General features: G+C 67.5%; 16 protein-coding genes and 1 tRNA gene. 5 read left to right on the plus strand and 12 right to left on the minus strand.

Annotated features, from left to right (window positions below; translation table 11 throughout):
* Positions 1-324: 324 nt before the first annotated feature.
* The 10 genes from QTI68_RS31235 to QTI68_RS31280 all read right to left on the minus strand — a co-directional run bounded on the left by QTI68_RS31235 (position 325) and on the right by QTI68_RS31280 (position 8,382).
* Positions 325-585 carry an ATP-binding protein gene (locus QTI68_RS31235; protein ID WP_286527111.1) on the minus strand — a complete coding sequence of 87 codons (261 nt, stop codon included), beginning with the start codon at positions 583-585 and terminating at the stop codon, positions 325-327.
* On the minus strand, positions 582-797 hold the full coding sequence (locus tag QTI68_RS31240; protein ID WP_286527112.1) for a hypothetical protein: 216 nt from the start codon (positions 795-797) through the stop codon (positions 582-584). The genes QTI68_RS31235 and QTI68_RS31240 overlap by 4 nt, the downstream gene beginning before the upstream one ends.
* 132 nt (positions 798-929) lie before the next feature.
* Positions 930-1,319, minus strand: coding sequence for a type II toxin-antitoxin system RelE/ParE family toxin (locus QTI68_RS31245; protein ID WP_286527113.1), 390 nt, complete (start codon positions 1,317-1,319; stop codon positions 930-932).
* A complete protein-coding gene (locus tag QTI68_RS31250) occupies positions 1,312-1,647 on the minus strand; it encodes a type II toxin-antitoxin system Phd/YefM family antitoxin (RefSeq protein ID WP_286527115.1) in 336 nt (111 codons plus the stop codon). The genes QTI68_RS31245 and QTI68_RS31250 overlap by 8 nt, the downstream gene beginning before the upstream one ends.
* Positions 1,648-1,795: 148 nt before the next feature.
* Positions 1,796-1,871 (minus strand) — tRNA-Thr (locus QTI68_RS31255).
* Between the two features lie 11 nt (positions 1,872-1,882).
* Complete coding sequence (locus QTI68_RS31260; protein WP_286527116.1) at positions 1,883-2,893, minus strand: class 1 fructose-bisphosphatase; 1,011 nt, start codon at positions 2,891-2,893, stop codon at positions 1,883-1,885.
* Positions 2,894-2,915: 22 nt separating this feature from the next.
* On the minus strand, positions 2,916-5,606 hold the full coding sequence (pepN, locus tag QTI68_RS31265; RefSeq protein WP_286527117.1) for an aminopeptidase N: 2,691 nt from the start codon (positions 5,604-5,606) through the stop codon (positions 2,916-2,918).
* Positions 5,593-6,279, minus strand: a complete 687-nt coding sequence (locus QTI68_RS31270) for an HAD family hydrolase (protein ID WP_286527118.1) — start codon at positions 6,277-6,279, stop codon at positions 5,593-5,595. The genes pepN and QTI68_RS31270 overlap by 14 nt, the downstream gene beginning before the upstream one ends.
* A protein-coding gene (prfB, locus tag QTI68_RS31275) for a peptide chain release factor 2 (protein WP_286503760.1) occupies positions 6,279-7,383 on the minus strand; the annotation gives its coding sequence in 2 pieces (ribosomal slippage) (positions 6,279-7,301 and positions 7,303-7,383; 1,104 coding nt in all). Before prfB ends, QTI68_RS31270 begins: the two co-directional genes overlap by 1 nt.
* A gap of 81 nt (positions 7,384-7,464) precedes the next feature.
* Positions 7,465-8,382, minus strand: a complete 918-nt coding sequence (locus tag QTI68_RS31280; RefSeq protein WP_286527119.1) for an alpha/beta fold hydrolase — start codon at positions 8,380-8,382, stop codon at positions 7,465-7,467.
* Between the two features lie 82 nt (positions 8,383-8,464).
* Here QTI68_RS31280 and QTI68_RS31285 point away from each other — a divergent pair, with 82 nt between their 5' ends.
* Genes QTI68_RS31285 through QTI68_RS31300 form a run of 4 tightly spaced genes read left to right on the plus strand, consistent with a single transcriptional unit; the run spans position 8,465 to position 11,060 of the window.
* Positions 8,465-9,526: an aldo/keto reductase gene (locus QTI68_RS31285; protein ID WP_286527121.1), complete on the plus strand. Its 1,062-nt coding sequence runs from the start codon at positions 8,465-8,467 to the stop codon at positions 9,524-9,526.
* A 4-nt stretch (positions 9,527-9,530) separates the two neighbouring features.
* Positions 9,531-10,022, plus strand: a complete 492-nt coding sequence (locus QTI68_RS31290) for an aminoacyl-tRNA deacylase (protein ID WP_286527122.1) — start codon at positions 9,531-9,533, stop codon at positions 10,020-10,022.
* 34 nt (positions 10,023-10,056) lie between these two features.
* The gene (gene plsY / locus QTI68_RS31295) at positions 10,057-10,689 is read left to right on the plus strand and encodes a glycerol-3-phosphate 1-O-acyltransferase PlsY (protein ID WP_286527123.1); all 633 of its coding nucleotides are present in this window, start codon (positions 10,057-10,059) and stop codon (positions 10,687-10,689) included.
* A 17-nt stretch (positions 10,690-10,706) separates the two neighbouring features.
* On the plus strand, positions 10,707-11,060 hold the full coding sequence (locus QTI68_RS31300; RefSeq protein ID WP_286527124.1) for a RidA family protein: 354 nt from the start codon (positions 10,707-10,709) through the stop codon (positions 11,058-11,060).
* Positions 11,061-11,079: 19 nt separating this feature from the next.
* Here QTI68_RS31300 and QTI68_RS31305 read toward each other — a convergent pair whose 3' ends face one another.
* Positions 11,080-11,718, minus strand: a complete 639-nt coding sequence (locus QTI68_RS31305; RefSeq protein WP_286527125.1) for a retropepsin-like aspartic protease family protein — start codon at positions 11,716-11,718, stop codon at positions 11,080-11,082.
* Between the two features lie 10 nt (positions 11,719-11,728).
* On the minus strand, positions 11,729-12,214 hold the full coding sequence (locus QTI68_RS31310) for a YajQ family cyclic di-GMP-binding protein (protein WP_286503767.1): 486 nt from the start codon (positions 12,212-12,214) through the stop codon (positions 11,729-11,731).
* 85 nt (positions 12,215-12,299) lie between these two features.
* Between QTI68_RS31310 and murB the strand changes: the two genes are divergently transcribed.
* A complete protein-coding gene (murB, locus tag QTI68_RS31315; RefSeq protein WP_286527126.1) occupies positions 12,300-13,352 on the plus strand; it encodes a UDP-N-acetylmuramate dehydrogenase in 1,053 nt (350 codons plus the stop codon).
* Positions 13,353-13,360: the final 8 nt, after the last annotated feature.

The raw sequence follows: 13,360 nt of genomic DNA on the forward strand, positions 1-13,360 counted from the left end.
CACGACGGGCCGCGGCAGGTGAGTTGCCGCTCGCATCGCGCTGTGGAAAAGATCGAGACGACGCACCAAGCTGGCGTGCCGCGTTTTTCGGGCCGGACGCACCGAAGGTGTGCTGTTCCCAATGAGCGAGGCCGTTGTGCACTGCACCAAAACACGAAAGTCAAGGCCCTGTTTTCCCCTTGGGCGGTGCATGACTCTGTGGATAACCGAGTGGGCAACCGGTCGGAGCCGCATCCTGCTTGGGCTCCATTGCGATGCTCATGGAACGGGCAGTCGGTCATGGCCGCCAGGTTTATTTGCCGGCTCGGCGGCCGGCTCGCCGACTCAATGGCTGGCGTCGCTGGTTGGGCTTTCGCCCTTGCGCATGGTGATCACATGGAAGGGACAGGCGACGGCGCAGTCGCTGCAGCCCGTGCACCGAAGTGCGTCGTGCAGCACGGCGTGCTTCTTCCATTGCGCGACCTCGAGGCTGAGCAGGTGGGAGTCGCAGGCGGCGACGCACCAGCCGCAGCCGGTGCAGCGCGAGATGTCGATGGCGGGCGTCCAGCCGGGGCGGGGGCGCCCGGTGGGCCGGAGCGGCGTCACCAGAATCGCCACCACGGCCGACGGCGCAGGCGCAACGCCAGCGGGCGGGTGTCGAGCCGGTCGAGGATGCTGGCGGCCGCGCCGAATCGGCTCTCGGGGTCGGCGGGCGAGCACGTCGCCGTCCGGGCCCGGTCGTCCGCAGGCATGCCGTCGCGCGGCTGGCGGGTCGGCGCGGGGGCATTGCTGGCAGGGAGGGCGCCATAGTCGGTCATGGGGCTGATTCTGGCGGTATTCGGGCTTGGGGTGCGCGGCGGCGGGAAAAGCCCGTCGGCGGCGTGGGCGGGATTTTGCTGTCGGACGGAGGCACCGTGATCGGCCGGCGCCGATCGAATTGAGGAATTCGATCAGGCGCCAGTGCCTGGCCACAGGCGAGCGAAGTCGAACGAAAGCTGGCGATGGTGGCGGATCGACAGCAGGTACACCGTGGCGTCGGCCTCCGCGGCCGCGTAGAGCATCAGGTAGTCGCCATGCAGGTATTCGCGCAGCGCGTGCGGAGCACCGGCCGGAAGTGCGGCCAACTGGGCCAGTGCTTCGGCGGACTGTGGGGGGGTGGCCAGGTAGCGCCGGCCGATGCGGGGGAAGCGCTTCAGGTTGGGAATGACCGTGGACCGCAACTCCGACAGCAGAGCGTCGAAGGCGAAGCCCGCATCGGCTTCCACCAGGAACGTTTCGATGGCGTCGAGGCGTTCCAGGAAGCTCAGGGTCAGCTCGACTCGGTACAGCTTGTCAGCCACGCTTCTGGGCTGGCTTCCCGGGGCGGACTGCCTTGGTGGATGCGGTGCGACGATGCTGAAGCCGGGCGATCGCGGCATCGGCCTCGAAGGTGCGGCCGGCGGCGATGTCGGCCAGACCGCGCTGTGCATCGGCGATGAGCATCAGGTGAATCCGCTCGCGCTCCAGCTGGTGGTAGTAGTCCAGACGGTCGGCGTCGATCAGAGCGACGTAGCTCTCGCCGTTCTTCGTGATGATCTTCTCGGCGCCCGCCTTGGCCTGATCGGCCAGCTCGGAGAGGTTGGCGCGCGCCTGCGTGAACGGCACTACATCTCTGACTGAAAAGCCCATGGCCGACTCCTCGATCGGGGTGACAGAATTCTGTACAGTCTACTTCGGTCGTCGGTAGTAGTGTCTGTTGAGCCTCGGATGCCAATGCGACGGTCGCCGTTCAAAGCAAAAAAGCCCGCCGTCTTTCGACAGCGGGCTTCTTCACGTTTGGTGCCGGAGAGATGAATCGAACACCCGACCTTCTCATTACGAATGAGCTGCTCTACCGACTGAGCTACACCGGCTAAGCCTTCGATTATAGCGGATCGTGATAGCTGGTCAGCCGCTCGACCTCGTTTTTCGACCCCAACACAACAGCCACGCGCTCATGCAGCTTGGTCGGCTGCAGGTCCATGATGCGCTGGCGCCCGTTGGTCGACGCGCCGCCGGCCTGCTCGACCAGCCAGCTCATCGGGTTGGCCTCGTACATCAGGCGCAGCTTGCCGGCCTTCTCGGGCTCGCGCTTGTCCCAGGGGTACATGAAGACGCCGCCGCGCATCAGGATGCGGTGCACGTCGGCCACCATGCTGGCGATCCAGCGCATGTTGAAGTCCTTGCCGCGCGGACCCTCTTTCCCGGCCAGGCATTCGTCGATGTAGCGCTTCACCGGGGCGTCCCAGTGGCGCATGTTGCTCATGTTGATCGCGAACTCCTTGGTGTCGGCCGGGATCTGGATGTCCTCCTGCGTCAGCATGAAGGAACCCTGCTCGCGGTCGAGCGTGAACATCGCGACGCCGGCGCCCACGGTCAGCACGAGCGTGGTCTGCGGGCCGTAGATGCAGTAGCCCGCCGCCACCTGCTTGGCGCCGGCCTGCAGGAAGTCGGCCTCCTGCACGCCGGGCGTGTCGTCGGGCTTCTTCAACACGCTGAAGATGGTGCCGATGCTGACGTTGACGTCGATGTTGCTCGAGCCGTCGAGCGGGTCGAAAAGCAGCAGGTATTCGCCCTGCGGGTAGCGGTTGGGCACCACATGGATGCTTTCCATCTCCTCGCTGGCCATGGCCGCCAGGTGGCCGCCCCATTCGTTGGCCTCGATCAGCACCTCGTTGGCGATGATGTCGAGCTTCTTCTGGATCTCGCCCTGCACGTTCTCGCTCTCGGCCGTGCCGAGAACGCCGCCGAGCGCGCCCTTGTTGACGGCCTGGCTGATGCTCTTGCAGGCGCGCGCGACCACTTCGAGCAACAGGCGCAGCTGGCCGGGGATCAGGCCGTCGGCGCGTTGCTGCTCCACCAGGTAGCGGGTGAGGGATATCTTGGGTTGGGCCATGAAGTTCGGGGTCCTTGCGGGTTCAGATCGACAGCGCGCGGGTGACCACCTCGTGCGTGTCCTTGCTCAGGTCGGGCCGCGCGGCGACGCGGGCGATCGCCTCGCGGGCGGCGCTGCGGTAGGGCTCGGCCAGCTTGCTCCAGCGGTCGAGCGCGCGCGCCAGGCGGGCCGCGACCTGCGGGTTGATGGCGTCGAGCTCGATCACGCGGTCGCTCCAGTACACGTAGCCGGCGGCGTCGGGGCGGTGCAGGGCGCCGGGGTTGGCGCTGCAGTAGCTGAAGATCACGCTGCGGGCGCGGTTCGGGTTCTTGATCGAGAAGTCCGGGTGCTTCATGAGCTGCTTCACCAGCGGCAGGATGTCGCCGCCGCGGTCCGGCGCGCCGGCCTGCAGCGAGAACCACTTGTCGATCACCAGCGCTTCGTTCTTGAAGATCTCGTGGAAGCGCGCCAGCGCCTGCGCCGCCAGCGCATGGCCCGACGACACCAGCGCGCTGAGCGCATTGAAGCGGTCGGTCATGTTGCCCGCGTCCTTGAAGCGCTGCAGCGTCTTGCCCGGCCACACGGTGTCGCCCGAAGCCCGCGCCGCCAGGCACAGGTGGGTGAGGGCGATGCCCGCCAGCGCCCGGCGGCCCGAGGAGACCGGGTCGGGCGTGTAGGCGCCGGTGTCGCGGTTCTGCTCGTAGGCCTGCTCCCAGTCGGCGAACAGCGCGGTCGCGAGCTGCGCCCGCATGGTCTCGCGCACCGCGTGCACGCGCTGCGGGTCGACCACCTCGAGCTGCTCCGCGATGTAGGTCTCGGAGGGCAGGGTGAGCACCAGTTCCTTGAAGGCGGCGTCGAGCTGCGGATGGCGCAGCACGCTGCGCATCGCGTCGACGAAGGCCTGGTCCAGCGGCTGCTCGCCGGCCAGGGCGGGCTCGGTGATCGCGCGGATGGCCGCCCGCAGCGCCAGGCGCTGGCCGGCTTCCCAGCGGTTGAACGGGTCGGGGTCGCTGGCCAGCAGGGTGAGCAGCTGGGCGTCCGAATAGGCGTAGTCGAGGATCACCGGCGCGCTGAAGCCGCGCAGGATTGACGGCACGGGCTCGGCGTCGAGGCCGACAAAGGTGTACTGCTCACCGGCGCGCGTGAGCACCAGGGTGCGGGTGCCTGGCGTGCCCTCGGCCTCGCCTTCGAGCTGCACCGGCAGCTCGCGGCCGTCGGCGCCGAGCAGGCCCAGGTTGACCGGGATCACGAACGGATCCTTGGTCGCCTGGCCCGGGGTGGGCGGGCAGCTCTGCACGAAGCTCAGGGTGTAGCTGCGCGATGCCGCGTCGTACACGCCGTGGGCCGCGAGGCGCGGCGTGCCGGCCTGGCTGTACCAGCGCTTGAACTGCGGCAGCAGGCGTGCCAGCTCGGTGTCGGGGTTGGCATCGGCGATGGCCTGGGCGAAGTCGTCGCAGGTCACGGCCTGGCCGTCATGGCGCTCGAAGTACAGCGTGATGCCGCGCTCGAAGCCCTTGCGGCCGACCAGCGTCTGCATCATGCGCACCACCTCGGCACCCTTCTCGTAGATGGTGACGGTGTAGAAATTGCTGATCTCGATGTAGCTGTCGGGCCGCACCGGATGCGCCATCGGGCCGGCATCTTCCGGGAACTGGGCGGTGCGCAGCACGCGCACGTCCTCGATGCGCTTGACCGCGCGCGCCGACGCATCGGCGCACAGGTCCTGGCTGAACTCCTGGTCGCGGAAGACCGTCAGGCCTTCCTTGAGCGACAGCTGGAACCAGTCGCGGCAGGTGACGCGGTCGCCGCTCCAGTTGTGGAAGTACTCGTGGCCGACCACGCTCTCGATGTTGCTGTAGTCGGCATCGGTCGCGGTGGCCTGGTTGGCCAGGACGTACTTCGTGTTGAAGATGTTCAGGCCCTTGTTCTCCATCGCGCCCATGTTGAAGTCGCTGGTGGCGACGATCATGAAGCGGTCGAGGTCGAGCGGCAGGCCGAAGCGGGCCTCGTCCCACAGCACCGAGTTGATCAGCGAGTTCATCGCATGCTCGGTCTTGTCGAGGTCGCCGGCGCGCACATACACCTGCAGCAAGTGTTCGCGGCCGTTGCGGGCCTTGATGTGCTGTTCGCGCGCCACCAGCTTGCCCGCGACCAGCGCGAACAGGTAGCTGGGCTTGCGGAACGGGTCGACCCACTTGGCGAAGTGGCGGCCCTCGGGCAGGTCGCCGTGCTCGACCAGGTTGCCGTTCGACAGCAGCACCGGGTAGGCTGCCTTGGTGGCGCGCAAGGTCACCGTGTAGCTGGCCATCACGTCCGGGCGGTCGAGGAAGTAGGTGATGCGGCGGAAGCCCTCGGCCTCGCACTGCGTGAAGAAGGTGTCCTCGCTCACGAACAGGCCCATGAGCTTGGTGTTCTTGACCGGGCAGCAGGTGGTGAAGATCTCCAGCTCGAAGGCGTCGGGCAGGCTGTCGATCACCAGCTGGTCGCCCTCCATGCGGAACGACGCGCCCTGGCCGTCGACCAGCACGCGGGCCAGGTTGAGTTCGTCGCCGTCCAGGCGCAGCGGCTCGGGCGCGACTTCGGGATTGCGGCGCAGCCGCATGCGGTTGAGGACCCGGGTCTTGGCCGGGTCGAGGTCGAAGGTCAGCTCGACCGTGTCGATCCAGTAGGCCGGCGCGCTGTAGTCCTCGCGACGGATCGCGATCGGTTGGCCTTGGGCATCACGCAGCAGCATCGAGTGTCTCCAGGAAGTTTGAGTTGGCTAGTTCGTTGTAGTCACGCACGGCCGCGATCACGTGCGGCCCCGCGAGTTCGCTGGCGCTGTGGGTGGTGCAGACCGCCACCGCCAGCATGCCGCCGCGGCGGGCAGCCTCGATGCCGAATGGCGCGTCCTCGAACACGATGCAGCGCGATGGCGCGACGCCGATGCGGCGTGCGGCTTCGAGGAAGATGGCCGGCTGCGGCTTTCCGGGCAGGCCCTCGTCGCCGCCGACGATCGCCAGCGGCGCGGGGTCCGGACGCAGATGGGACATCGTGAAGGCGATGTTGTGCTTGTCGCCGGCGGTGCCGACCGCGACCTTCAGCCCGCGCGCGACCGCGGCCCGGTTGAAGGCGCCGAAGCCCGGCACTTCGCGGAAATGGGCGCCGAAGAGCTCGCGGTAGATCGATTCCTTGTGGTGGGTGATCTCGGCGCTCTCGGCCTCGCTCACCTCGCGGCCCATGAGCTCGCAGGCGCACTCGAAGGCCGTGCGGCCGGTGGTCTGCCGCATGAACTTCGGGATGTCGATCTCGACCCCGTGGCGGATGCCGTACTCGATCCATGCCTTGGCGTGCCAGGGCATGGAGTCGACCATGGTGCCGTCCATGTCGAAGATCAGGGCTTCCACCTTGCGGGTCGCGGCCTGCATCAGACGCCCTGCTTCAAGGACGCTTCGATGAAGGCATCGAGATCGCCGTCGAGCACCTTCTGCGTCGCCGAGATTTCGACGTTGGTGCGCAGGTCCTTGATGCGGCTGTTGTCCAGCACGTAGCTGCGGATCTGGTGGCCCCAGCCGACGTCGGTCTTGCTGTCTTCCAGCTTCTGCTGCTCTTCCTGGCGCTTACGCATCTCGTGGTCGTACAGGCGCGAGCGCAGCCGTTTCCAGGCGACGTCGCGGTTGCTGTGCTGGCTGCGGCCGTCCTGGCACTGCACCACGATGCCGGTCGGGATGTGCGTCAGCCGCACCGCCGAGTCGGTCTTGTTGATGTGCTGGCCGCCGGCGCCGCTGGCGCGGAAGGTGTCGGTGCGCACGTCCGACGGATTGATGTCGATCTCGATCGAGTCGTCGATTTCCGGGTAGACGAAGATGCTCGCGAAGCTGGTGTGGCGACCGCCCGAGGAGTCGAAGGGCGACTTGCGCACCAGCCGGTGCACGCCGGTCTCGGTGCGCAGCAGGCCGAAGGCGTAGTCGCCCTCGACCTTGATGGTCGCGCCCTTGATGCCCGCGGTATCGCCCGGGGTCTCGTCCTCGATCTGGGTCTTGAAGCCCTTGCGCTCGGCGTACTTCAGGTACTGGCGCAGCAGCATGCTGGCCCAGTCGCAGGCCTCGGTGCCGCCGGCGCCGGCCTGGATGTCGACGAAGGCGTTCAGCGGATCGGCCGGGTTGTTGAACATCCGGCGGAACTCGAGCTGCTTGATGTCGGCTTCGAGCTTGGCGGCGTCATCGGCGATGGCCTGCAGGCCGTCCATGTCGCCGTCTTCCTTCGACATCTCGAACAGCTCGGTGTTGTCCGACAGGCCGCTGGTGAGCCGGTCGAGCGTGACCACGACGTCGTCTAGCGCCTTCTTTTCCTTGCCCAGCTCCTGGGCTTTCTTGGGGTCGTTCCAGACGTTCGGGTCTTCGAGCGACGCGTTGACTGTCCTCAGTCGTTCAGCTTTGGCATCGTAGTCAAAGATACCTCCGTAAATCGACCGTGCGGGCGCTCAGGTCCGCGAGAGTTGCGCCGATTTGGTTGATTTGCTCTGCATCCATGGGGTGTCCTGACGGTGTTCGGGGGAAACCGCGTATTTTCTCATGCCCGGCATGGCCGGGTCCGGGGCAGGGGGAGCGCGCTCAGCCGGCGGTGAATTCCTCGATCAGGCGGGCCACGGCGGCCGGCTGGTCGTGGTGCAGCATGTGGCCGGCGTCCTCGACCCGGGCGATGCGCGCATCGGGGACGCTTTTCAGGCGCTCGTGGTACTCGTCCAGCGTGTAGCGGCCCTTCCACCATCGGCCGAGGCTGTCGTCCGACGCCTCGACCGCCAGCAGCGGCGCCCGGATGGCGGCGTACAGCGCCAGCATCTCGTCGACCCGGAACAGGTTGGCGTTGATGATCTTGTGGGCCGGGTCGCCGAGGATTTCCCAGCGCTGCTCGCCCTCGGCGGTCGGCCGCGCCGCCGACCAGTGGGCGGCCAGCCAGTCGGCCTTGTCCTGGCTGAGGCGGGGGTTGGTCTTCATGAGCCGGCGCGCCACGCCGTCGACCGCCGGGTAGGCGGCCAGCGCCATCTCGCCCCGGTGCAGGCGCTTGATCTCGTCGATCCACTTGCCGAAGCGCTCGGGCGCCTGCTCGGGCTTCAGGACCGGCATGCCGAAGCCTTCGAGGTTGACCAGCCGACGCACGCGCTGCGGCCGGACGCCGGCGTACTGCATGACCGCGTTGCCGCCCATGCTGTGCCCGACCAGGTCGACCGGGGTGTCGCCGGCGTAGTGGTCCAGCAGCCAGTCGAGATCGGCCAGGTAGTCCGGCATCCAGTAGTTGTCGACCGTCCCGCCGTCGGTGAGTCCGAAGCCGCGCCAGTCGGCCGCGACCACGAAGCGGTCTTCGGACAGGGCGTCGACCACGAACTGCCAGGAGGCGGCGACGTCCATCCAGCCGTGCATCATGACCAGCGGCGGCCGGTCGGCCGAGGGCTGGCCCCACAGGCGCACGTGGTAGCTCAGGTGGCGGACCGGGACGAATTCGCTGCGGGAGGGGCGGAGGGCTTGGTACATCGAATCCGATGATAAGGACCCCGGGCGGGCGGCGCAGTCGACTGCAAGACAGGCGTTGCATCCACCCTGTAGCATTTCGGCCATGCAAAAAATCCAACTCGGTCAAAGCGACCTCCATGTCACGCCGATCTGCCTCGGCACCATGACCTTCGGCGAGCAGGTGGACGAGCCCACCGCCCACGCGATCCTCGATCGTTCCCTGGAGCGCGGCGTCGACTTCATCGACACCGCCGAGATGTACGCCGTGCCGGCGCGCAAGGAAACCTTCGGCGCCACCGAAACCATCATCGGGAACTGGTTCGAGAAAAACCCCGGCGCGCGCCAGAAGCTCGTGCTGGCCACCAAGGTCGCGGGCCCGTCGCGCGGCATGCCGTGGGTGCGCGAGGGCAGCGGCATGACGCCGGCCGACATCGCCGCCTCCTGCGAGGCCAGCCTCAAGCGCCTGAAGACCGACGTCATCGACCTCTACCAGATCCACTGGCCCGAGCGCCATGTGCCGGCCTTCGGCCAGCTCTACTACGACCCCAAGCGCGAGACCTCGACCACCCCGATCCACGACCAGCTCGAAGCGCTGGGCAAGCTGGTCAAGGCCGGCAAGGTGCGCGCGATCGGTCTGTCGAACGAGACGCCCTACGGCGTGCACGAATTCGTGCGGCTGGCCGAGCAGCACGGCCTGCCGCGCGTGGCGACGGTGCAGAACGTCTATTGCCTGATCAGCCGCGCGGCCGAGAACGGGCTCGACGAGACCATGCACCGCCTGGGCGTGTCGCTGCTGGCCTATTCGCCGCTGGCTTTCGGCCTCCTGACCGGCAAGTACGACCTGGGCGGCACCGAAGGGCCGGACGCGCCCAGGGGCGCCCGCATCTCGAGCTACGAATCGGTGCGCAAGCAGCGCTGGGGCCGTCCCGATGCGCTGAAGGCGGCACGCCGCTACAACGCGCTGGCCCGCGAGCACGGCCTGACGCCCGCGCAGATGGCGCTGGCCTTCTGCTACACCAAATGGCAGGTCGCGAGCACCATCATCGGCGTCACCTCGGTGGCCCAGCTGAACGAAGACCTGGACGCCTGGGGCACTACGCTGTCGCCGGAGCTGCTGGCCGAGATCGACAAGATTCGGTGGGAAATGCGGGATCCCGCTGCGTAAGCGTGTGAGCAAGAAGACGCACGTCTCCGAAACCCCCGCCACCCAGCTGCTGCGGGCGAACGGCATCGCCTTCACCGAGCATCCCTACGAGTACCTCGAGCACGGCGGCGCCCAGCACAGTGCCGAGGTGCTCGGCCTCGACCCCTTCACGGTGGTCAAGACGCTGGTCATGCAGGACCAGGACGCCAAGCCGCTGATCGTGCTGATGCACGGCAACCGCACGGTGTCGACCAAGAACCTGGCGCGCCAGATCGGCGCCAAGTCGGTCGAGCCCTGCAAGCCCGAGGTCGCGAACCGCCACAGCGGCTTCCTGGTCGGCGGCACCTCGCCCTTCGGCACGCGGCGCGCGATGCCGGTCTACATCGAGTCGACCATCCTCGACTTGCCGCGCATCGCGATCAACGGCGGACGGCGCGGCTATCTCGTGGGCATCGACCCGCAGGTGTGCCTCCAGCTGCTCGGCGCCCGGCCGGTGCAGTGCGCGCTGGCAGAATAGCCGGCTGCCTCGAACGGAGGCGCCCGGAGAAACCGTGAGTTCCTACATCCCCTCGTTGATCGCGATCGTCCTGTCCTACCTGGTCGGCTCGCTCTCGTTTGCCGTGATCGTCAGCAAGTCGCTCGGCATGGCCGACCCGCGCAGCTATGGCAGCAAGAACCCGGGCGCGACCAACGTGCTGCGCTCGGGCAACAAGGGTGCCGCGCTCGCGACCCTTCTGCTCGACGCGCTCAAGGGCTGGCTGCCGGTGTTCCTGATCCACCACTTCGGCGCCGGCCTGGGCCTCGGCGCGGGCACCGCCGCGGTGGCCGGCCTGGCGGCCTTCCTGGGCCACCTCTATCCGGTGTTCTTCGGTTTCCAGGGCGGCAAGGGGGTGGCGACCGCCGCCGGTGCGCTGGTCGGCATCGAGCCGCTGCTGGGCCTGGCGACCGGCGTCACCTGGCTGATCATCGCGGTCTTCTTCCGCTACTCGTCGCTGGCTTCCATCGTGGCCGCGTTCTTCGCGCCGGCCTACTACCTGATCGGCGGCCAGATCGCCTGGCCGCTCGACCTCGCGGTGCTGCTGGTGCTGGTGTCGATCAGCCTGCTGCTGGTCTGGCGCCACCGAGAGAACATCCGCCGACTGGCGGCCGGTACCGAGTCCAGGCTCGGTTCAAAGAAAACATAGCAACAAGGACACATCCCATGGCGACCCTCCAGCGCTTTCACGTCGGTCCGCGCCTCAGCGAGACCGCGGTCCACAACGGCACGGTCTACCTCGCCGGCCAGGTGGCCGACGACCTGTCGCAGGACATCCGCGGCCAGACCGCGCAGGTGCTGGCGATGGTCGACCGCCTGCTGGCCGAGGCCGGCAGCGACAAGTCGCGTCTCCTCATGGTGCAGATCTTTCTTTCGGACATCACCGACATCGTTTCGATGAACGAAGTCTGGGACGCCTGGATCCCGGCCGGAAACACGCCGCCGCGCGCCACCGTGCAGGCCGCGATGGCCAAGCAGGGCTACAAGATTGAAATCGTGGTGACGGCAGCCGTGAACTGAGCCCGGCTTGGGGGCCGCGCTAGAAGCGTTTCTCGAGCACCATCTGGTCGGCATCGCGCCGCATCGAGAAGCGGCTGATGAAGCTGTTGCCGAGCAGGATGTAGGGCATGGGCTCCGGCGAGACGATGGCGTCGACGTCGTAGACCTCGACGTCGCCAACCCGGACCGAACCGAGCTTCACCCGATAGCCCTGTGACACGCCGTTGGCCGTGTTCATGCGCACCGGCTGGCCCTTGCTGAAATCGAGCCCGATGCGCTGCGCGTCGGCGGCCGAGAGTGCGATGGTGGTGGCGCCGGTGTCGAGCATGAAGTTGACGGACTTGCCGTTGATGGCGCCCTGGGCCATGAAGTGCCCGCCGCTCGACGCCGGCAGCACGATGCGGGTGCCGCCGCCTGCAGACCCGCCGCCGCCGATGCTCACCGGCGTGTCCATGCGCAGCGCGACCCGCTTGCCCTCGGCCTCGACCGTGGCCTGTTCGCCCTGCAGCGAGACCAGCTTGACGCCCTGGAAAGTCTCGCCGACAGCCAGCGTCTTCGGTGCGCCGCCGTTCACGATCAGGATCGCGCGGCTGCCGATGGTGCCGGTCAGCGTGACCGACTGGGCCTGCGCCAGGGCGCAGGCTGCCGCGAACAAGAGCGCGAGGAGCGGCTTTTTCATGGCGAGCGCGTCAGTCTCTGAAGTTGTTGAAGCTGAGCGGCATGTCGGGCACGTCCTTCTTGATCAGTGCCATCGCGGCCTGCAGGTCGTCGCGCTTGGCGCCCGTGACGCGCACCGCGTCGCCCTGGATCGAGGCCTGCACCTTGAGCTTGCTGTCCTTGATCAGGCGCTGGATCTTCTTGGAGGTCTCGGTCTCGATGCCGCTCTTGACCTTGATGACCTGCTTGACCTTGTCGCCGCCGATCTTCTGGACGTCGCCCTTGTCGAGGAAGCGGACGTCGACGCTGCGCTTCGTCAGCTTGGCGCGCAGGATGTCTTCCACCTGCACCAGCTGGAACTCGGCGTCGCCGATCATGGTGATTTCCTTGTCCTTGAGCTCGACCGAGGCCGCCGTGCCCTTGAAGTCGAAGCGCGTGCCGATTTCTTTCGCGGTGTTCTCGACCGCATTCTTGACCTCGGGCAAGTTGGGTTCACAAACGGTGTCGAAGGACGGCATGGATGAAAGGCTCCGGCAGCAACAAAAAAGAAGGAAAGGGGGCCGCGCACGGGTTCGCGCGGTGTGCGAATGCGACAATTCTCCCATGATCGTGGAGCACAACGTACCGCTGCAGCAGCACAACAGCTTCGGCATCGTCGCGCGCGCCCAGCACCTGGTGCGCATCAGCGGCGAAGCCGACGTCGCGGCGCTGCTGGCCGACGCGCAGTGGCGCGACGCGCCCAAGTTCGTGCTCGGCGGCGGCAGCAACATCGTGCTGACCGGCGACGTCAAGCCGCTGGTGCTGAAGGTCGAGATCAAGGGCCTGCGGCTGGTCGACGAGACACCCCGGGCCTGGATCGTCGAGGCCGGCGCCGGCGAGGTCTGGCACGACACGGTGCGCTGGACCCTCGAGCAGGGCTTCCCCGGCCTCGAGAACCTGGCGCTGATCCCCGGCACGGTCGGCGGCTCGCCGGTGCAGAACATCGGCGCCTACGGGGTCGAGCTGCAAGACCGCTTCGAGTCGCTCGACGCCATCGACCTGCAAACCGGCCGCGTCTTCACGCTCGATGCCGCGCAGTGCGCCTTCGGCTACCGCGATTCGGTGTTCAAGCACGCCGCCAGCGGCGGCAACGATTTCGGGCTGGCGGGCAGGGCGCTGATCACGCGGGTGCGGTTCCGGTTGCCACGGCCCTGGAAGCCGGTGCTGGGCTACCTGGACCTCGAGCGAAAGATGGACGAGACCGGCAATTTCCAGCCCGAGGCGATCGAGGTCTTCGACTGGATCTGCGCCATCCGCCGCGCCAAGCTGCCCGACTGGCGGGTGCTCGGCAATGCCGGCAGCTTCTTCAAGAACCCGACCGTGACGCCCGAGCAGTGCGCCGACATCATCGCCCGCGACCCGAAGATCGTGCACTACCCGATGGCCGACGGCAGCATCAAGCTGGCGGCCGGCTGGCTGATCGATGCCTGCGGCTGGAAGGGCAAGTCGGTCGGCAATGCCGGCGTCTACGAGCGCCAGGCGCTGGTGCTGGTCAACCGCGGCGGCAGCGCCAACCCGGTGACCGGCGGCGAGGTCATGACGCTGGCCAAGGCGATCCAGACCAGCGTCTACGAGCGTTTCGGCATCCGGCTGGAACCGGAGCCGGTCGTGGTCTGACGACCACG

The organism is Variovorax sp. J31P207, assembly GCF_030316965.1.
In the GTDB taxonomy this organism is placed as follows: Bacteria; Pseudomonadota; Gammaproteobacteria; order Burkholderiales; family Burkholderiaceae_C; genus Variovorax; species Variovorax ginsengisoli_B.